The sequence below is a fragment of the Pseudoalteromonas sp. MMG033 genome (assembly GCF_057197785.1).
In genome coordinates this window covers 1788090-1809116 of the sequence record NZ_CM170070.1, presented here as the reverse complement: position 1 = coordinate 1809116, position 21027 = coordinate 1788090, and the positions used below count along the sequence as shown (strand labels likewise).

At 44.5% G+C, this 21027-nt stretch carries 16 protein-coding genes and 1 riboswitch; of the genes, 6 read left to right on the top strand and 10 right to left on the bottom strand.

Annotation, left to right across the window (positions count from 1 at the left end; all coding sequences use genetic code 11):
* Positions 1–28 precede the first annotated feature (28 nt).
* Positions 29–2599, top strand: coding sequence for a diguanylate cyclase domain-containing protein (locus tag AC2CZC_RS07945; protein WP_484584414.1), 2571 nt, complete (start codon positions 29–31; stop codon positions 2597–2599).
* Here the strand turns inward: AC2CZC_RS07945 and rep are convergent.
* Positions 2588–4600 carry a DNA helicase Rep gene (gene rep, locus AC2CZC_RS07940; protein ID WP_484584413.1) on the bottom strand — a complete coding sequence of 671 codons (2013 nt, stop codon included), beginning with the start codon at positions 4598–4600 and terminating at the stop codon, positions 2588–2590. The genes AC2CZC_RS07945 and rep overlap by 12 nt on opposite strands.
* A 188-nt stretch (positions 4601–4788) precedes the next feature.
* Between rep and ubiK the strand changes: the two genes are divergently transcribed.
* Positions 4789–5052 (top strand): ubiquinone biosynthesis accessory factor UbiK, encoded by a 264-nt coding sequence (ubiK, locus tag AC2CZC_RS07935; RefSeq protein ID WP_039607588.1) that lies wholly within the window; start codon positions 4789–4791, stop codon positions 5050–5052.
* Positions 5053–5116: 64 nt separating this feature from the next.
* On the opposite strand, the gene can is transcribed toward ubiK, so the two are convergent.
* From can to ilvG, 8 genes are all read right to left on the bottom strand, one after another.
* Positions 5117–5809, bottom strand: coding sequence for a carbonate dehydratase (gene can, locus AC2CZC_RS07930; RefSeq protein WP_484584412.1), 693 nt, complete (start codon positions 5807–5809; stop codon positions 5117–5119).
* 14 nt (positions 5810–5823) lie between these two features.
* A complete protein-coding gene (locus AC2CZC_RS07925; protein WP_484584411.1) occupies positions 5824–7008 on the bottom strand; it encodes a methyltransferase in 1185 nt (394 codons plus the stop codon).
* 78 nt (positions 7009–7086) lie between these two features.
* Positions 7087–8136, bottom strand: coding sequence for an ABC transporter substrate-binding protein (locus AC2CZC_RS07920; protein WP_484584410.1), 1050 nt, complete (start codon positions 8134–8136; stop codon positions 7087–7089).
* A 71-nt stretch (positions 8137–8207) separates the two neighbouring features.
* Complete coding sequence (gene ilvA, locus AC2CZC_RS07915) at positions 8208–9749, bottom strand: threonine ammonia-lyase, biosynthetic (protein ID WP_484584409.1); 1542 nt, start codon at positions 9747–9749, stop codon at positions 8208–8210.
* Positions 9750–9751: 2 nt separating this feature from the next.
* Complete coding sequence (ilvD, locus tag AC2CZC_RS07910) at positions 9752–11608, bottom strand: dihydroxy-acid dehydratase (protein ID WP_484584408.1); 1857 nt, start codon at positions 11606–11608, stop codon at positions 9752–9754.
* A 70-nt stretch (positions 11609–11678) separates the two neighbouring features.
* Positions 11679–12602 carry a branched-chain amino acid transaminase gene (locus AC2CZC_RS07905; RefSeq protein ID WP_039607581.1) on the bottom strand — a complete coding sequence of 308 codons (924 nt, stop codon included), beginning with the start codon at positions 12600–12602 and terminating at the stop codon, positions 11679–11681.
* Between the two features lie 20 nt (positions 12603–12622).
* Positions 12623–12865 carry an acetolactate synthase 2 small subunit gene (gene ilvM / locus AC2CZC_RS07900; protein ID WP_063356859.1) on the bottom strand — a complete coding sequence of 81 codons (243 nt, stop codon included), beginning with the start codon at positions 12863–12865 and terminating at the stop codon, positions 12623–12625.
* Positions 12862–14511 carry an acetolactate synthase 2 catalytic subunit gene (ilvG, locus tag AC2CZC_RS07895; protein WP_484584862.1) on the bottom strand — a complete coding sequence of 550 codons (1650 nt, stop codon included), beginning with the start codon at positions 14509–14511 and terminating at the stop codon, positions 12862–12864. The genes ilvM and ilvG overlap by 4 nt, the downstream gene beginning before the upstream one ends.
* Before the next feature lie 515 nt (positions 14512–15026).
* Here ilvG and AC2CZC_RS07890 point away from each other — a divergent pair.
* Positions 15027–15905, top strand: a complete 879-nt coding sequence (locus tag AC2CZC_RS07890; protein ID WP_484584407.1) for a TraB/GumN family protein — start codon at positions 15027–15029, stop codon at positions 15903–15905.
* Between the two features lie 56 nt (positions 15906–15961).
* Here AC2CZC_RS07890 and AC2CZC_RS07885 read toward each other — a convergent pair whose 3' ends face one another.
* The gene (locus AC2CZC_RS07885) at positions 15962–17716 is read right to left on the bottom strand and encodes a response regulator (RefSeq protein WP_484584406.1); all 1755 of its coding nucleotides are present in this window, start codon (positions 17714–17716) and stop codon (positions 15962–15964) included.
* A gap of 170 nt (positions 17717–17886) precedes the next feature.
* A riboswitch (Lysine riboswitch) is annotated at positions 17887–18063 on the top strand.
* Between the two features lie 123 nt (positions 18064–18186).
* Here AC2CZC_RS07885 and dapA point away from each other — a divergent pair.
* Genes dapA through AC2CZC_RS07870 form a run of 3 tightly spaced genes read left to right on the top strand, consistent with a single transcriptional unit; the run spans position 18187 to position 21026 of the window.
* Complete coding sequence (gene dapA / locus AC2CZC_RS07880; RefSeq protein WP_484584861.1) at positions 18187–19071, top strand: 4-hydroxy-tetrahydrodipicolinate synthase; 885 nt, start codon at positions 18187–18189, stop codon at positions 19069–19071.
* Between the two features lie 9 nt (positions 19072–19080).
* Positions 19081–19821 (top strand): 2,3,4,5-tetrahydropyridine-2,6-dicarboxylate N-succinyltransferase, encoded by a 741-nt coding sequence (locus tag AC2CZC_RS07875; RefSeq protein WP_484584405.1) that lies wholly within the window; start codon positions 19081–19083, stop codon positions 19819–19821.
* Positions 19821–21026, top strand: coding sequence for a PLP-dependent decarboxylase (locus AC2CZC_RS07870; RefSeq protein WP_484584404.1), 1206 nt, complete (start codon positions 19821–19823; stop codon positions 21024–21026). The genes AC2CZC_RS07875 and AC2CZC_RS07870 overlap by 1 nt, the downstream gene beginning before the upstream one ends.
* Position 21027: the final 1 nt, after the last annotated feature.

Below are 21027 nucleotides of genomic sequence, written 5' to 3'. Positions count from 1 at the left end.
TAAACAATAATAGCCTTTGGTTTTATCATTGGAAGATCCAAACGACGTTGCAATTCGCAAGCTGACTCGTAAGAATCGACGCTTAGAGTCCTTGTTGAAAAAATACAAACAAAACTATCACTTGCAACATGCCTTGATACAGCTTTCTGAGCAGGCTAGTACAGTTGCCGAGCTAACCCTTTTATACCCCGCAATTCATAGTATCTTAGAGCAACACCTGCCCAGTAAAAGCTTCTATGTTGTGCTGCAAAACCAGTTTACCCAGACACTTGAGCTCTCTTATTTTGTTGATGAAAAAGATGGTATTTCTGTGCCGTTACATGAGTCACATCATTTTGATCAAGGGGTTACTGGCTATGTCTTTAATACAAAAAAGGTACTGTATCTAACCAAAGATGAAATGCAGCACATGATCGATGACTGCAAATTTAAAGCCCTAGGCAGCCCAGCTGAACATTGGGTAGGCGTACCGATATTCCGAGATAAAAACATCATTGGTGTGATGGTATCCCAGAGCTATCAACCTCAACAAGCTTACAGCGAACATCAGATTGAGCTTCTTGAGGTGATGTCTTTATACCTAGCTACGGCGATTGAGCGCGTCAAAAAACGTGAGTTACTCGAATCAGAAGTCAAGATCCGCACACGTGCGCTGATGCAGAGTAATGACGCACTCAATAAAGAGATTGAGCAACGTAAGCGCGCCCTAGAGCGACAGCAAATCTTATTTAAGATTTCTGAACTAGCAACCCAGTTTAGCGACATTGATGATGTGTACAAGCAAGTACATAAAATCATTCGCTCTATTACCTTTGCTAACAACCTCTATATCGCTTTGCATGATACGGGTTCAAATTGGCTGAGTTTCCCCTACTGTGTTGATGAAGTCACTGAATATCGCCCACGGCCCTTTGCTAAAGGATACAGTGAGCTTGTCATCACCACCGAGCGCAGTCAGCTTATCGATACCAAGCGTGCAGCAATTTTAATTGAAGGCGGAGTTGTCAAACGGCCACCGGATTACAACGACTTAGAAACGGCCACAAGTTGGCTAGGGGCACCGCTCAAAACGGCCAAAGGAGTGATCGGTTTAATTGCTTGCCAAGCTTATAACCATGAATACGAATACAATCATGAAGATGTTGAGCTGATCTCTTTTGTATCAAACCAAATCGCTTCAGTACTGCAAACTCACTTGGCTAATCAAGCACTTAAGGCCAGCAACCAAGAGCTTGAACATCGCGTTGCTGAGAAGACAAAAGCGCTTAGACAAACCAATTTGCACCTACAAATGCAAATTGAAGAGCGTAAAAAAATTGAACAGCAACTCTATCATGACGCCCATCACGATCCGCTCACATCATTGCCAAATCGCAGTTTGTTTTTAACTCAGCTTGAAAAAACACTGCAAAAATATCAACGTTATCCTGAGCATAACTTTGCCGTATTGTTTATCGATTTAGACAAGTTTAAAGTGATCAATGATGAGCTGGGGCACCAAGCCGGCGATCAGTTTTTAATCTGGGTCAGCACCGCATTTGCAGAATGTATTCGTGAACACGATTTACTTGCACGTCTTGCAGGTGATGAATTTGTCATTTTATTAGACCACCTAACTGATAAACAACAAGCCGAAGATGTGGCTAAGCGCCTTATTCGCGTGATGCAGCAACCCTTTTGTATGAAAGGTGTGTGCATGCAAAGCGGTGCCAGTATCGGCATTACCTATAGTAATAAAAAATACAAAAATACCGACGAGATCATTCGTGATGCGGATGCAGCCATGTACTACGCGAAAAATGCGGGGCGCGGCCGATATGAGTTTTATCATCCGTTATTAACAGCGTCTACAAGCAACAATAATAAACCTGAAGAACAACATCATTTAACAGCGCTACCGACGCACTTTAGAAGTACAGAGGTGGTTGATTTTACCAATCACTCGACACAGATCATTACTTTAGAAGCATTTGGCGAGCATCCAGTACTCGGCAGTACCAGCTTTGATGTGCTGAAAAAATTTGCGGCTGCGAAAGATGAGCATTTAGACATTGAATTGGGCTTACTAGAAAAGGCGCTCAAAATTGCGCAAAACTATGATCAAGACGTGTTATTCGCATGTTCAACCATCATTCTAGAGTCATCCTCCTTTGCGACGCTCAAGCAAATGCTTGCACACAACACAACCCAGCTTTGCCTCATGTTTGATGAAAGTGAAGTCCGTTATGCCTCTAGTGTCCAACTAGAAAACCTCAAAGAACTGCCACAGTTAGGGGTAAACATTGGTCTCAATGATTTTGCCAAAGAGCGCTGCGATCTCGCCTTTTTAAGCAGTATTGATTTTAAATATGTCTTATTGAGTTCAGTATTTAGTAAACGTGTTTTACAGCAAAACAGCTATGATATTCAGCTACAAGGAATATTGGCGATCACCAAATTAAAATCTATACAAGTGATTGCTAAGGGACCGGCCATCTTAAACTTCAGAAGCTTATTGGAAAAACATGGCCTAAAACTGTTTTTTGGCAAGCAACAAAACTTAAAGAGTGCTCGCCAAAACAGCACAGGCATTGACGAGCAAGAGACACTAACGTTTTAACATCGCGCGTAAGTTAGCAACACGCGCTTGACCTTTTTCCATTCTCTCAGACTGAGATACCACCGCTTTTTTGCCTTCAAATTGCAAATCATCTTGTGGCAGCTCTTGTACAAAACGGCTCAGCTCTGGGGTGATCTGCTCACCAAATTGACGGCGGCTTTTGGCATAGGTCATAGTCAACGTTTGCTGCGCTCGGGTGATCCCCACGTACGCTAAACGCCTTTCTTCTTCGACATTATCCTCATCAATGCTGGTTTGATGCGGTAATAACCCCTCTTCCATACCCACCATGAAGACATGCGGATATTCCAGACCTTTTGAAGCATGCAAGGTCAGCAGTTGTACAGCATCACTTTCATCTTCTTCTTCATTGCGCTCTAGCATATCTCTAAGGGTTAACTTTGTTACTACTTCAGATAAGGTCATCGGCGGATTATCTGCATCCCCTGTCAGCATGTCACTGATCCAACGATACAATTCAGAGATATTCTTCATGCGCATCTCCGCCGCTTTTGCGCTGGTTGAAGACTCATATAAATAGGTCTCATAATTGATCTCACGGATCATATCCTTCACCGCTTCGAGCGTATCACCTCTTACGGCACGATCACTTAGCTCCACGATCCAGCGTGCAAAGCCTGCCAAGGCGTTAAACCCTTTGCCAGTTAAGCGTTGTGTCAATTCAGGGTCAAAACACGCCTCAAACAAACTAATATGTTTGTCATTGGCTAAGCTGCCTAACTTTTCGAGCGTCACAGGTCCAATTTCACGTCTCGGGGTGTTAACTATGCGCAAAAATGCATTGTCATCATCCTGATTTACCAATAGTCGTAGATACGCCATGATGTCTTTAATTTCACTGCGAGCGAAAAATGACATGCCACCGCTAATCTTGTAAGGAATGCGGTTGGCCATCAGGGCTTTTTCAAACACACGCGCTTGGTGGTTGCCGCGATATAGGATGGCGTAATCTTTATAGCTAGTGCGCTTCATGAATTTATGCGAAATGATCTCAGCCACCACCCGCTCAGCCTCATGCTCCTCATCACGAGTCGCGATCACACGCAGTGGGTCACCATAACCCAATTCACTGAATAGTTTTTTATCAAATTCATGGGGGTTATTGGCAATCAAGATGTTAGCAGATTTCAATATGCGCCCAGCACTTCGGTAATTTTGCTCTAGCTTAATTAACCTCAGACCCGGGTAGTCCTTGCTCAATAACACCAAGTTCTGCGGCTTGGCACCACGCCATGAATAGATAGACTGATCATCATCACCAACTACGGTGAAGCGAGCGCGCTCACCCACCAGCAATTTCACCAGCTGATATTGACTGGTATTGGTATCTTGATATTCGTCCACCAGCAAGTATCTAAACTGGTTCTGCCAGCGTTCTCTCACCTCTGCGGAGCTGCCAAGGAGCAAGGTTGGGATCATGATCAGATCATCAAAATCCAGGGCATTGTATGCGCGAAGCTGAGTTTGATAACGTGCGTATAGTTGTGCAAACAACGCTTTTTGCGGTTCACGCGCTTCCCTAATGGCGCGCTCAGGCAAGATCAGATCATTTTTCCAGTTGCCAATTTGCATCTTCAATAGGTTGAGTAAATCTTTATCTTTTTCGAGTTCTTTTTCCGTTAACTCTGATAGTAATTGGTTGGTATCTTGATCATCAAACAGTGAAAAGCCGGGTTTAAATCCCAGTGTTTTAACTTCTTTTTTGATGATATTTAAACCCAAGGTATGAAACGTTGAAATCCAAAGCCCTTTTGCGTCTTGCTTCCCAAGTGTTTGAGATACGCGCTCACGCATCTCTTTGGCCGCTTTATTGGTGAAGGTTACCGCCGCAATATTGCGTGCTTTATATTCACACTGCTGTACCAAATACGCTATTTTATTTGTGATTACGCGGGTTTTCCCCGAGCCAGCCCCTGCTAATACGAGGCATGGACCACTAATATATTTAACGGCTTCATCTTGTTTGGGATTGAGTTTCATAAAAGGCGTGTACCCTGAGCAACTGGAGCCGCTTAGTTTATCTTATTCATGCCACAATACCAATTTGCAATGTTTTGATTATGATTGAACGTAGACACATTTAGATACGTAACAGAGATTAAAATGCATTTATCGATATTCTAGTTTACGGTAAGATATTGCGTATCAACTAGCTATAAGGCACTGACATGATAAACCCAGCAAAAATCGAAGAGATCGCAAAGCAGATCTCAAGCAACATGCCACAAGGTGTGCGTAATTTAGCAGAAACTTTCGAAGCAAAAACCAAGCAAGCAATTCAAACAAAATTGACCGAAATGGATTTTGTTAGCCGTGAAGAGTTTGATATTCAAAGTAAAGTGTTGATCAGAACACGTGAAAAGCTTACTGAGCTAGAAGCCAAAGTAGCAGAATTAGAAGCAAAACTAGAAAAGCAAAGCGACGCTGAATAAGACTTTAAGTTTTGAAAAATACATCAAGCACGTTGTTTAGCGTGCTTGTGTTATTGCACCTGTATTATCCAGTTTGCTCAGCCGCCTTATCTAAATGACGCGTGACTAACGAGAGCAAGGATTGTTCATAACTCATTGCCAAACAAGATTGAGAGCTCACGCCTGGTACCAACTCGTTAAGTAGGCCATCTGCCAGCCCATACACCCAACCATGCACTTTTAGCTGTTGTCCGCGCTGCCATGCGTCTTGCACTATACTCGTGCGACAAACATTGCGTACTTGTTCGATGACATTCAGCTCGCATAATACATCGCTGCGCTCAGCCTCAGTGACTTCGCGTAACAACGCTTGATGCTTTTCTTTGATATCAACAACATGCCTCAACCAATTGTCTATCAAACCAAATTTAGCTTCCTCTAACGCCGCCTTAACACCACCACAGCCGTAATGACCCACCACCATAATATGGCTCACTTTTAGTACCTCGACCGCATATTGCATCACTGACAAACAATTATGATCCGTGTGTACCACAACATTAGCCACATTGCGGTGAACAAACAGCTCACCAGGCATTAGGTCAACAATTTCATTGGCGGGCACTCGCGAGTCAGAGCAGCCAATCCACAAATAATCTGGATTTTGCTGCATCGATAAAGTCTTAAAAAACTCAGGATCGCGGATCCGCGTGCGCTCTGCCCACTGGCGGTTATTTTCCAATAAGTGTGCTAAGTGACTGTTATGTTTTTGGCACATTGTTTTTCCTCGCGCTACTGGCGTTTGGTTGCCTGTATCAATAAATTCCTTGGTGTTAGTGACTTTTCACAAAACTGCTCTAGCGTCACGTCATACCCCTTTGCATGCAAATATAACACTCTATCTAGTACAAGCCACAATTCAATCGCACGCCGAAAACCATGGCGAACTAGCTCAATGCGCTCAGTCACTTTTTGCCTTGTTTGTGCCTGTAATAAATAGCGCTGATAGTCGACCTGCTCAGGCAAGTCGATGCCTTTTTTGTTTGCTGCCCATACACAAAAATCAGCAAATTCACCAGAAAAAATGGCCTTATTCACAGAGGGTACACTGACATAATGATCTGTCTGTGTGATGTCTCGTCGCAGCGCATCAAAGGCCAATCGCCACAGTACTTCTTTTTTACGCACCTTGGCCACTCTACTTGGTGCGGTCACTGTCTCCTGTAACGCTAACTTCATGTCATTATGTGTTAAGCGCAGCGCACTTTGTTGGCCCTCTTCACTCATTGGTTGATATTCATCACTGGTAAACAAGTGATAACAACAAGGCGATAAGCTAATTTTCTCACAGCCCACCTTAGCTGCTTCACGCATAAAATTCTGATGTAACTTACCGCAAGCATGCAGAGCCACCGCATGTTGTGTCACTTTAAAATGATGGCTCACAGGATCGCTCAGCACATCAGCGCAGTGAAACGTCATATCGAGATTTTGATGCGCAGCACTCTGCGCTCCTTGCTCACATAAGTGTGCTTGCAATTCAATACTGTCTACATGCGGTATGCCCGTATAAGCTAAGATCCGTCCCAGATGCCCTTTCCCCGCACACCACTCCAATACCGGAAGTTGTTGCTCATTGAGTGCAGAAACAAAATCTTGCAACTGACCAACTTTACGACCCTTGATGCCATTACTTAACCAAAAAGGCAGCTCTGTGCGCGGACGCTCAGTTAATGTGACTTGTGTTAATTCGCTTATCTCGGTTAGCTGCGGAATGTACTTTACCAAAGCTTGCTGCAAAGCACCTTGATCCATATCCAGTGCAGTGACAGTTTGCTCATCTAATGTCGATAAATATTCGTCTAACTCGGGCCAAGGCGTTACCAAATGATCAAAGGCTAATAATTGCCAATACTGACGTGTTTCATGGAGCAGTCTATCAAGTGACTGAAAGTGTGTGATGTAAGACGAGATCATAAAATTTTATAGTTACTGCATGTAGCCTTATTGTAATCCATCATCATGATGATAGAAAACCTCTACTAAAGCTTCTAATCAATCCATCAAACTATAGCTTTTTCTTTGCAGTACCAAACCGACATACATAGGAATGCAGAGTATACTCATCACGATAGCCAAAATGAGCATCCACGACCAATTGATGTCATTTGCGCTCTCTTCAGAGTATAAAAACGCATTTTTATGTTCATGAAAAGCCACAATATCTAAATGATATAGTTGCGCTATCCACTGCCATCTGGCCAGAGACATATTGCCAATTGGGATCCCCGGCGCTTTTATAAAAGGGACTAATTTATCAGCTTCATTCGCCAGCTCTTCAAAGCTTTTTTGCGTCGCGTAGAGCTTTGTGATTTGCAAGGCTTCCTCTAAATTCGCCAGTGCATAGCGCCACCCTCGTAAACTTGCGCTGCGAAATTTAGCGACCATTTCAGGCCGATACTTATAAACATCTTCAGAGGTAAATAAAATATCAGCATAAACATTGATGCCATAGTGCTTTGGACAGATCTGCCGTGTTGCTATGCCTTGCTGTGCCATTTTGAATGGTTCATTAGACACATATACTTGCAGTGCATCAAACTGACCCGCTTTAAAGTCTTGCAAAGGGGACAAGCCCGAATAAATTGGCAACTGACTGACATCGATACCCGCACGTTCTAATATCAAGACTAACTCGGCCCCCTCAGTGCGCCCCAAGTGACTAATTTTTTTACCTTGAAAATCTTTTGGGGAATAAATATCACTGTCCGCACGTACCATCCAACAATAAGGCGAAGACTGAAACACCGAGGCCAGAGCAATTAAAGGCTTACCTTTCATTCGCTGCTCTAACAGACCTGAATGCGTGACACCGAATTGAGCTTGGCCTGAAAGTACTTTGAACTGTTCATCAGGCTGGTGTTTCTGTGCAGGGACAATATTCACGTCTAAACCTGCTTGTCGATAAAAGCCTTTTTGCTTAGCAACATAATAACCAGCAAATTGAAATTGGTGGACCCACTTAAGTTGAAGTGTGACAGGCTCTAGTACAGATGCATGGACACTGGTGCAAATGAAGGCAAATAAATAAAAGCAACGAAGCATAGGCTGTCCTTAGAAAATCTATCAATGAATATAGAAGTCAAAGGACAGAAAGAACAGGAGTTGTGATTAATTCATCCCACTTTACGTGCAAGATCTTGTTCAGATTTAAGGTATTGAGAAAAACACGGATTATTTGTTTCATCCCTATAGTCATATCCCAAGCGCCCTAAGTGCTCTTCAAATTTGGCATACTCTTGCGGTAGCATTTCAAACCCAGCCAACACATGACCTTTCGCAGCACCATGATTGCGATAGTGGAACAAGGTGATATTCCATTCACAGCCTAAAGTCTCTAAAAACCTAAGTAATGCACCGGGGTACTCTGGAAACTCAAATCGTAATAATCGCTCTTGGATCTCAACAGGCGGCTTGCCTCCGACCATATAACGAATATGCAATTTGGCCAGCTCGTTATCTGACAAATCGGTAAATTCATACCCATTTTCAAAGAGACTTGATGTCAATTCTTGTAACTCTTGCTCAGCGTCTCGTAGCCCAACCCCAACAAATATTTGTGCCTTTGTGCCACCAGCAAAGCGGTAGTTAAACTCCGTGATCGCACGCCCCCCCAAAGTCTGGCAGAACTGCTTGAAACTGCCTTTTTGCTCTTCAATGGTCACACCAAATAACGCTTCACTTTTTGCCCCCAGCGCTGTGCGCTCAGCAATATATCGTAACCGATCAAAATTGAGATTTGCCCCTGAAAGCACAGCTGCTAAAGAAAGCTCAGAATCGCTATGGGCCATGCTCCACTTTTTTAGTCCAGCCAATGCAACTGCACCTGATGGTTCCGCGATTGCCCGTGTTTCAACAAAGATATCTTGTACTGCTGCGCAGATTTCGTCGGTTGAGACCAATATCACTTCATCGCAATAGGTCTGCGCAAGTCGAAATGTTTCTTCACCGATCCGCTTCACCGCGATCCCGTCAGCAAAACAGCCTACTTGATCCAACTCTACCGGTTGACCCTGCTGCATTGCGGCATGCAAACATGCGCTTTCCGTCGCTTCGACACCAATCACACGTATATCTGGACGCAAAGATTTAATATATACCGCCATGCCGGCTAGCAGCCCGCCGCCGCCAACTGGGATAAACACCACATCTAACTTGTCTAATTGCTGCATCATTTCACGCGCAACCGTTCCCTGACCAACAATCACATCTTTATCATCAAATGGCGGTACAAACACACCCCCTTCTTGCTGACATAAAGATTGCGCGTACGTATTCGCTGCATCAAAGTGATGACCATGTAATACAACATGCCCGCCTAAATTACGCACTGCATTCACTTTTATTTCTGGGGTCGTCACAGGCATAACAATGGTTGCCTGATGACCTAGGTGGGCAGCACTCAATGCCACCCCTTGCGCATGATTACCTGCTGACGCCGTGATCACATGAGAATGCGCAGGCAGTTGGCGCAACTTATTGAATGCGCCTCTGAGTTTGAAAGAATAAACAGGTTGTTGATCTTCCCGCTTAAGCCAAACTTGGTGCTTGAGCCGTTCTGATAACCCTTTTAAGTGACTCACATCCGTTTGCTTCACCAGAGGGGCCATATTCGCTTGGATAATAGCCCGAAAGTAATCTAGCTCTTGTGCCACCATCGCTAACTGAGCTCCTCTAATTTCTCTAAATCACGCACAGCCCCTTTGTCTGCGCTGGTTGCCAGCAATGCGTATGCTTTTAATGCAGGCGTCACGACTCGTTCGCGATCAACTGGCTTATACGCCTCTTTACCGCGCGCAAGTTGCTTCTCTCGACGCAGAGCAAGCTCAGTGTCATCGAGCAACACATCAATGCCACGTGTATGTATGTTAATCGCTATCAAATCACCATTTTCAATCAATGCCAATGTACCTTCGCTCGCAGCTTCCGGAGAAACATGACCAATTGATAAACCTGAGGTGCCCCCAGAAAAACGGCCGTCGGTAAGTAACGCACAGTCTTTATCAAGGCCCATAGATTTTAAGTAACTGGTTGGATAAAGCATTTCTTGCATGCCAGGACCGCCTTTTGGCCCCTCATAGCGGATCACCACGACATCGCCTTTTTTCACCTGACCACCTAAGATCCCCTCAACCGCATCATCTTGTGATTCATATACCACCGCTGGGCCTGTGAACTCTAACATTTCATCCACCACCCCAGCGCTTTTAACGATACAGCCATCAGGTGCAAGGTTGCCGGTTAAGACCGCAAGGCCACCGTCTTGACGAAATGCATGCTCAGCACTGCGAATACACCCGCCTTCTCGGTCCAAATCTAATGTATCCCAACGGTATTCTTGGCTCATTGCTTGCGTTGTACGGATCCCCGCAGGGCCTGCACGGTAAAATTTTTGTGCTCTTTCATTGCTGCTATCATTGGCATCCCAACGTGCCAATACATCACCCAATGTGCCACCCGCCACATGGCCCACACCTAAGTCTAACTTACCTGCTTTTGCCAACTCATTTAATATCGCCATGATGCCACCAGCACGGTGCACATCTTCAATGTGATACTGCTGCGTAGCTGGTGCGACTTTACATAAGAACGGCGTATTTCTTGATAACTGGTCAATGTCCGCCATATCAAAATCAACTCCCGCCTCTTGCGCAGCAGCCAAAATATGTAATACCGTATTTGATGAGCCGCCCATCGCGATGTCGAGTGTCATCGCGTTATTAAACGCCGCTTGATTGACGATATTACGCGGTAAAACCGCCTCATTATCTTGACGGTAATATTCATCACACAGCGCAACAATGCGCTTTGCTGCCCCGTTATATAACTGTCCTCTGTCTTTATGCGTTGCGAGAGTCGTGCCATTGCCTGGTAATGCCAGACCTAGAGATTCAAGCAGACAGTTCATCGAGTTGGCAGTAAACATGCCCGAACACGAACCACATGTTGGGCAAGCTGAACGCTCAACCTGTTCAGAGTCTTCATCACTGACCGTCGGATCTGCGCCTTTTACCATGGCATCAACTAAGTCCAATTTTAAGTCGATGTCTGCAAGACGGGTTTTACCCGCTTCCATTGGTCCACCCGATACAAAGATAACTGGAATATTTAGCCTTAAAGCGGCTAACAACATCCCCGGTGTTATCTTGTCACAGTTTGAAATACATACCATGGCATCCGCACAATGCGCATTGACCATATATTCCACTGAGTCCGCGATAAGATCCCTTGATGGCAGAGAGTACAACATCCCACCATGACCCATGGCGATGCCATCATCAATCGCGATGGTATTAAATTCACGAGGTACGCCACCAGCTTCACGGATGGCATCTGCCATCAAATCGCTCAGTTGGTTGAGGTGAACATGACCGGGTACAAATTGTGTATACGAATTGACGACCGCGATCATCGGTTTGTGAAAATCTTCATCCGTCATTCCTGTCGCACGCCAAAGCGCTCTTGCGCCTGCTCGTTTGCGTCCTTCAGTCGTTGTTTTACTACGTAACTTAGCCATGTTGACCCCTTTTTATTTAAATACCGATGCTCGGTAAACCCTCATTCCCAAAAAATAAATACTCTCAGTACTAGCTGTTTACGTAATCTAACCAGCCCTGAGGATCGCTTGATTGCCCTTTCACTAAATCAAAATAAGCTTGCTGTAATTCTGCTGTGATTGGGCCGCGTTGGCCTTCACCCACTTGAATTTGGTCAACACTGCGCACAGGTACCACCTCTGCAGCAGTCCCTACCATGAAAAATTCATCAGCAAGATACAGTGCTTCACGGGCAATCGGCTCTTCACGCACTTCATAACCGCGCTCTTTGGCTAAATGAATAATCGTGTCGCGCGTCAGACCTGGTAAAATACAAGCGGTTGTGGGCGGCGTATAAAGCACGCCTTTTTTAACCACAAATAAGTTCTCGCCCGCGCCTTCGCTCAAATAGCCATTCACATCTAGCGCAATACCTTCTACATAACCGTTGCGCTTTGCTTCACCTGAAATCAGCTGAGATGATAGATAGTTACCGCCGGCTTTTGCTGCTGTCGGCATCGTATTTGGGGCAAGTCGACTCCATGAAGACACACAGACATCAACACCTTGTGCCAAACTATCTTCACCTAGATAAGCACCCCACTCCATTGCCGCGACCGTGACATCCGCCCGATGCGATTTTGGATTAAGCCCTAAACCAACATGTCCTAAAAAAGCAAACGGTCTTAAATACGCGTTGCTAAAACCATTTTCTTTTACTGCCTGCTTGCACGCGGTTTTGATCTCTTCTTTTGTGAAAGGGATCTCCATGCGATAAATTTTTGCTGAATCAAATAAACGTTGGATATGATCATCTAAGCGAAAAATAGCCGGACCATTAGGCGTTTCATATGCGCGGATCCCTTCAAAAACCGAACTGCCATAGTGCAGTGCGTGGCTCAATACGTGCGTTGTTGCTTCTTGATAAGGGATCATTTCGCCGTTGTGCCAAATTAATTCAGATGTTTGTGTCATTCTTATAAACCTTAATTTTGTTATATTGCCTGCTGCTGTAATGTATGCAAATCAACCGATTGCACATCCACTAGCTTATTTAATTGTGACGTTAATAGATAGATAGGCTTGTCACTATCTACCGTCATTTTGACGTGAAACAGTTCGTCCTGACCCTCTAATTGAAGCTGCATCAAACGAAACCCACGGTGACGTGCCACACGCAAGAAACGCTCAACAGCCACGCTTTGATTTTTTACAGCTACAGTTAATTGATGTTTCATTGTGTATTCTCCGTTAACATTTCATCGTTTGCCGCACCCGGCGGAACCAGTGGCCATACATTTTCTTTATCATCAATACACGCGTGTAAGATGTATGGCCCTTCACTATTTACAAGTTGTTCAATTGCACCATCGACTTCTGAGGCATGCGTTATGGTTTGCCCTGGAATGCCAAATACAGCAGCAAGTTGCACAAAATCAGGATTGTCAGATAAATTGGTTTCACTGTATCGCGCTGAGAAGAATAGCTCTTGCCACTGTCTCACCATACCCAACCTCTGGTTATCTAAAATCACAATCTTAACCGCAAGGTTATTTCTTCTGATGGTGGCCAGTTCCTGAATATTCATCATGATTGAACCATCGCCAGATACGGTGATCACCATGTTCTCTGGGCGTGCTATTTTTGCGCCAATGGCCGCTGGCAATCCAAATCCCATGGTGCCAGCGCCACCGCTACTAAGGTGATTACTCGGATGGGCAAACTTCATATGCTGCGCGACCCACATTTGGTGCTGCCCGACATCACAGCAAACCACAGTATCGTGTGGGACATCCTGACTGAGCTTATTCAGCAAATACGGTGCAAATACTTTCTCCCCTGGGTAATCATATCGCCACGCATGTTCTTGCTTCATGCGGCTGATATGTGCTCGCCATGCTGCTGGGGCCAATACGCCTTTGAGCAAAGGCAAAGAGGTATTCAAATCCGCAACCAATGACGCTGCCGCTGGCTTGCGTTTTCCGATTTCTGCCGCATCGATGTCGAGGTGTATCACTTTTGCTTTCGAAGCAAATTTAGCCAAGTTACCGGTTACGCGGTCGTCAAAACGCGCGCCTATACACACTAATAAATCACACTCTTGTACAGCTAAGTTTGCCGCTTTAGTGCCGTGCATGCCAAGCATGCCTAAATCATATTCATACTCAGGTAATACACTGCCAAGGGCTTTTAAAGTCGATACTGCAGGCATATTGGTGTGTGCCAAAAATGCCATCAATGCGGGCTGAGCATCTGCGCTATGAACACCACCGCCAACATAAGCCACAGGTTTTTGTGCTTGTTGCAACAACTCATTGGCTAAGCCCAATTCATGCAAATCAGCCTCATCTTGTGTCTGTACTTGCGCAGTCCATGGCGAAAATGGCACCAAGGCTTGTTGTATATCTTTTGGAATATCAACCAACACTGGGCCTGGTCGTCCAGAGACAGCCAAGTGCATCGCTTGCTGAAGCACTTCAGCAAGATCTTCGGGGCGCTCGACCATAAAGCTATGCTTGGTACAAGACAACGACATGCCTAGCACATCCACTTCTTGAAACGCGTCTGAGCCAATCGCCGCTGTGGGTACTTGGCCTGTGATAGCTAACAGAGGCACAGAGTCCATCATGGCATCTGCCAATGCGGTCACTAAATTTGTAGCTCCTGGTCCTGAGGTCGCAAAACACACCCCTAACTTACCTGTACTGCGTGCATAACCGACCGCAGCAAATCCAGCCCCCTGCTCATGGCGTGTTAAATAATGCTTCAGTGGTGCACCATAAAGCGCATCATAAATCGGCATAATTGCCCCACCGGGGTAACCGAATACGTCTGAAATCCCCTGTTTAACAAGGATATCAATCACCATTTGTGCGCCTGTCATTGTTTTGCTCATTGCCCTTTGCTCTGTTTTTTTGCCCTAAAACGAAAAAGCCCCCCGAACTTTTCAGTGCGGGGGGCTCTTAGCTGATTCTTTTCTTACAGCACTACGAAGCCCCCGCGGTAATAATAATCACCACGTTGATAATCACGACTAGTAGCGTTGCTGTTAGTAACATAAATCTTAATCCAAAATTAAACTGTGCTTGATGCCATTTTTCGGCAGAATTATTCTGACTGCCTGTGCTTTATTCTATTAGTAACCCGCGATAGCCGACAAGTCAACCATAAAAACTATGCTAAATAAATGTCACAAAACTACAATAAAGAAAAATAAATCCCAATAAATAGCTTTTTAAGGATTAAATATTCAAATCAATTAAGATAACTTTGGAAATGACAAATCGTCTCAAAAATATCGAAGACAATTATGCACATCATGTTTTTGTATTAAATTTTTATGATTTACATCAACAATTGATTATGATGTTAACTCCAAGATTAAAAAGGACCGCTGCAGTGAAACATATTTTGCCTTTCAAATTACTTATCTCATTTTGCTTATTCGTGCTTTTTAGTACTATGAGTTACGCCTCTCCTGCGCTTTGGAGTGTCGAAAAAAATGGCGTAACATCTTATCTATTCGGCACGGTACATGTCGGGGACCCAAGTATGAAGGGTCTACCTGATAAGGTTAAAAACGCAATAAAGCAATCAGAGCGTACTGTAGTTGAACTGAATATCAATGCGCTCTCCCCGTTTGAAATCCAAAATAGAACAGCTGCATTTATTGCCAACTCGAACAGCCGCCCGTTGCCACAAGCGCTTTCTAAAGAGGTCTATCAGCAGCTAAAAACTTATTTCTCCAAACGCGATATCAATATCGCGCTATTTGATAGCATGCCCGCATGGACTGTTATCTTGACTATGGTTCAACTTGAATATCAAAAGTCTGGATTTAGTGACACATATGGTATTGATAAGCAGGTTATTGCCTATGCCAATCAACATAATAAACAGATTAAAGAATTGGAAGTATTTGAACAACAACTAGAAATGTTCAGCCATGTCGCCATCTTCAGTGATGAAATGGTCACGCAAACTCTATCGCAAATGCAGGATTCCGATGGCTTTATTAAAGAAATGATTAACGCATGGAAAACAGGTAACGATAACAAATTAGCCAGCTACTATGATTTAAGCTTTGATGACTCAAAATATGCACGCCTTGCCGAGCAAATCTTAGTGATCGATCGCAATCATACTTGGGTGCGCACACTCGTCCCTGACATGAAGAAGAGCTCACATTTTATTGCTGTAGGTGCACTGCATTTACCAAAAAAAGACGGGCTCATTGCACTTTTAAAAAAACAGGGCTTTACTGTTAAGCGAATTTAGAACATAAAAATGGGTGTATCCACCTTGCACCCATCACTATGTTTTAAAAAGCAGCTTTACAGTGTATTACTGGCCATTGAAGGCATAATCAAAATTTCAACTTTCTCTTGTAAAGCTTGTAAATCCACAGGTTTAAACAAATGTGTATTCGCACCGAGTTCATAGACTCGGCTAACCGCTTGCTCTGAAGTATTTGCCGTAAGCACTAATATCGGCACTTCAAGCCCAAGATTATGCCTGATCATTTTTATCGCCGTAAAACCATCCATGATCGGCATATTTAAATCCATCAGCACTAGGCTAAAGTCTTGCTTTTGCAGCTCAGACAACGCCTCTTGCCCATTGACGACATGCACAACTGATAACCCCAACTTTTCAAGCAAAGTCACCACAACGCGGGCATTGAGTAAATTATCCTCCACCAGCAATACAGGCACTTCACGCCTCTCTTCAATTGAACTAGGCGGTGACTGTTTGACAATATCAACAGGTAGCTCTAACAGTACTTGCGTGCCATGTGGCAAATTATCAGAAAAAACAATTTTTCCGCCAAGCATAGTGACAATCAATTGCGCACGCGTTAGGCCTAATTGCATACCCTGAAAGTTTTCCTCTTCTTCAATTTTAGCTTGAGACTGCGCAATACCCGGGCCAGTGTCACAGATAATGCATCTAAAAATACCTTCACCACTTTTTGTTACAATGCAGTCTGCTTCTAAACTCACTTCGCCATATTCCGTATATTTCACGGCATTATCTAAAATTTGCCCAACCAGCCAAGCGGTGCGATTATGATCGCACGCCACAGCTTTAGAAAGCCCTTCCCCTAAATCAATATTAAACAAGACGGACTTCTGTTGTAGTAATGGCTTATAAATTGCCACAGCGTGAGAAATTGTCTCACATAGACTGGCAACTTTGCTCTCTAGCTTGATGTCTTTGTGCTCCGAAAGCACGTTATAATCATCTATAGACGATAATAAAATATTAAGCTGCTTAGCGGCATGCTCTACAACTTCTAAATGCGCAGCTTTCGCCGATTCTTTAAACAAAGTTAAATAGCCCATAATCGCTTGCAATGGCGTGCGCATTTCATGACTCGCTCTGGCCAAAAACTCACTTTTACTGCGCTTTAAACGGTTTGCTTCTAAGCGTAACTTTTGTAAATGCGCAATCTTTTTTTGAATGCTTTGCTCCATAGGATAAAAAATCCAGCGAGCTTCTAATATCAAGATTAATAAACCAAAAATCCAAATAAAGAGCTCAACATTTTGTAATTTTTTAACCTTATCGGTCGCAACCAGTTCATGCAGAGTCACCGCTTGATCTAAATATACCAAGAGCTCACTGGCACGAGTTTGCACCTGTATTAGCCGCTCTACTTTTAACTGGCCTAATAAAGCTTGTTTATGTGCTGATTCGACCAATACAATAAACTGATCTACGCGCGTTGCTAAAGCAACGGGTTGCTGAAAATAAAACGCCTGTAAATCAGCTGATAAATGGACATATCTTTGCTCAGATTGCTGCAGTAAAAAAGCTTGATTCTCGGCCATCGTACTCAATGTATCACGCAGCATTTGCTGCTCATCAAATGTGCCTGGGTGCTGTCTGATGTATTCTGCACCTAGTAGCAATGCAGCCTTTTGCGATAACATCCTCTGCATCCCAGCAGTATTAATTACCCGAGCACTGGCCGCTTGCTGAGATAACAGCACTTGCATCGTCGCCATTGCGGTTGTGATCACTATCATCATGATAGAAATGGCAAGTATGTATCTAAAGCGAAAGGTTTTCAGTATTTTAAGCAACCGATTGCCTCCTTGTTGGATGCAAAAAACAATGGTGAAGCACATAGCTTTTATATCCAAGTGTAGCTTAATTTTCATCTTTTACAGATTGATACTTGACACCTAGATGGCCAAAATGTTTCAATTTGCGCTGACCCTAATATCGCAAAATAGCTGTATAAGCTATTTTGAGGGCTGGAAGAGGTGCGTTATTCAGGTAACTAGGTTGAGGAGAGCAAACTCCGTCGACATCTAGTGAGGGGAATTAACGCCGAGAAGAAATCATTTTTGCTGAGTGATTTTTTCGGGCGCATGGGCTGAATCCCTGCGACTGTCACCAACATATTTGGTGGAGAGCTTCTGGTCTTAGAAAGATTAAGGCCGAGCCTTATTCTATTTTAAGTCCATTGCTCTTCGAATTTTAATTGTTCGGAAGCTGGACTTCATATCTTATGTCCCACGTCTCCGAGCAGCATTTAAGTTCGGTAGAGATGAAATCTAAATACAACTTATCTGACTACCCGTTATGGACTGCGCTTGTTACGCCATTCGACGAGAATAATCACGTTGATTTTGCAACATTAACGCAGCTGGTACATGCGCAGCAAGATGCTGGCAACGGCATCTTATTACTTGGCAGTACAGGAGAAGGTCTCGCGCTTTCTGTACAAGAGCAACGCGATATCGTTCGCTTTGTCTGCGATCTGTCACCCAGCGTACCTTTGATGGTGGCCATCGGCGGATATGATCTCGCACTCCAATTAGACTGGGTTGAGTTTTGTAATACGCAACCCGTCGATGCATTTTTAGTTGGCTCACCTTTGTACGCCAAGCCCGGCAACGTCGGCCTGACTCACTGGTTTAAAACATTGCTAGATGCGAGTAACCACCCTTGCATGTTATACAACGTACCGAGTCGAAGCGCGGTTTCAATTAGCCCAAGTGTAATCGAGAATTTATCTTCACATCCAAACCTATGGGCGCTTAAAGAAGCAAGTGGCGACATTGCCACATTTGAATCATTCCGCAAAGCCTCTCCAAAGCTTGCAATTTATAGCGGTGATGACGGCTTGATGCCTTATTTCGCGCAAGCTGGAGCTGCAGGCCTTGTGTCTGTTGCTGCCAACGCGTGGCCACAGCAAACTGCGGAGTTTGTAAAACGCTCTTTGGCAGGCACCTTTCCAAATTTATTTACTACCTGGACAGATGCTGTAAACAGCCTATTTAGCGTTGCTAACCCAATCCCAGTCAAAGTGTTAATGCACTTACAGGGCCAGTTAGAAACACCACGTCTGCGCCCACCACTGACACATTTGGAACTCAGTGACACCACATTTATTAAAACCGCAAATTCAACAATTTTATCTTGGAGTTAAGGAAGTATCATGAGCTGGTTAACCCTATTAAACAATCTAGAAAACGGCACTGTTCGCGCAGCAACACAGGATGAGCGAGGCAATTGGCACGCAAATGTCGAAGTCAAAGAAGGGATCTTAGAAGCGTTTAGAAATGGCACAAATATCGAATACCCAGGTGGTTTTGTAGATAAAGACAACCTAGCGCCACAAGGCTTTGCAGCTGAAGCTGGCGTGCGTATGGTGCCAGGTGGTAGCAGTGTTCGTCGCGGTGCATACGTCGCAGCGGGTACCATCATCATGCCGCCAGCCTATGTCAATATTGGCGCGTATATCGATGAAGGTACTATGGTAGACAGTCATGCTCTGGTTGGTTCTTGTGCGCAAATCGGTAAAAATGTTCACCTTAGCGCAGCAGTGCAAGTAGGCGGTGTATTGGAGCCAGTTGGTGCCAGCCCTGTTGTTGTCGAAGACAATGCGTTCATTGGCGCAGGCTGTATACTTGTTGAGGGCGTAGTCGTCAAAAAAGGGGCTGTACTCGCACCAGGTGTTCGTCTTTCTGCCAGCATCCCTGTGTATGACTGTGTGAACGAACGTACACTAGATAAAGGCGAAGCCATTCCTGAAAACGCCATCGTCATCCCGGGCTCTCGTCCTGCAAAAGGCGAATGGGCTCAGCAACAAGGTCTCAGCTTATCGTGTGCATTGATTGTTAAATATCGCGATGACCAAAGTGACGCAGCACTTGAGCTAGAAGAGGTACTTCGCTAATGCCAGCTTTGAGTACGCCAGTAAAAAATGCCATTACCGCTCTGACACAGAGCCAACATGAGCCATTTTATCTTTACGACCTAGATGCATTGCGCGCGCACTTGCAACAATTAACCGACCAATCCGTAGTGAAACTATGGTATGCAGTTAAAGCAAACCCGTTATCAAGTGTTATCCAAACACTCGATCAGGCTGGATTTAACTTTGACGTTGCAAGCAGCGGAGAATTACAACAAGTGCTCGCACAAGGTATCGACCCAAAACGCGTACTCAACACTGGACCTGCTAAGTCCAAACGTCAAATTGAGGCCTTCTTAAAACAAGGTGTAGACACCTTTGTCGCGGAAAGCCTCAATCAAGTGGCTTGGTTGCAAGAAGCAGCCAAGCGACACAATACAACATTGCGTATTTTACTGCGCGTTCAACTGCGCTGGCCTGATAACGAAAAGAACCCGTTAGGTGGAGATAGCTTGACGCCCTTCGGTCTAGGCGCGCAAGAGTGGTCTTCACTTGTCGTGACTGACTTTCCTAATTTAGATGTTGTTGGTTTACACATTTTCCAATGGGGAAATATGCTTGACGCAGATAAATTATCCTCGCTTTGGCAGCAAATGGTTGACCCATTACTGACGCTTGCGCAGCAACTCAACATTCATTTGCGTGTGCTCGATCTCGGTGGCGGCCTAGGTATCCCGTATGGTGAAGGTCAGTCTGACATTAATTGGAAAACCGTTTTAACCAGCTTAGAACGCATAAAAACACAAACGAACATTGATGAGCTATGGATGGAACTTGGCCGCTACGCAGTCGGTGAATGTGGCTACTATGTCAATCCAGTCGTCGAACAAAAACAGAACTACAGCAGTAATCAGTTAATTTTGGCTGGGGGGATCAACCATATTTTACGCCCAGCGGTTACTGCACAGGCGTTTCCAGCCAAACTATTGCGTGACAGTAAGCACGACTCAGTACCCTTTACTTTACATGGCCCTCTTTGTACGGCACTAGATCACCTCGGTGAACATGCATTGCCAGAAGATATCAATGAGCATGACTGGATTGTATTTAGCCAATGTGGCGCCTACGGCTTCACTGAAAGTATGCCTTATTTTTTATGCCACACGCTACCCAGTGAATACGTTTATCAATCGGGTCAAACTCGATGCATTAGACCGCCATTAACGCCTGAAAATTACTTGAGGTAAC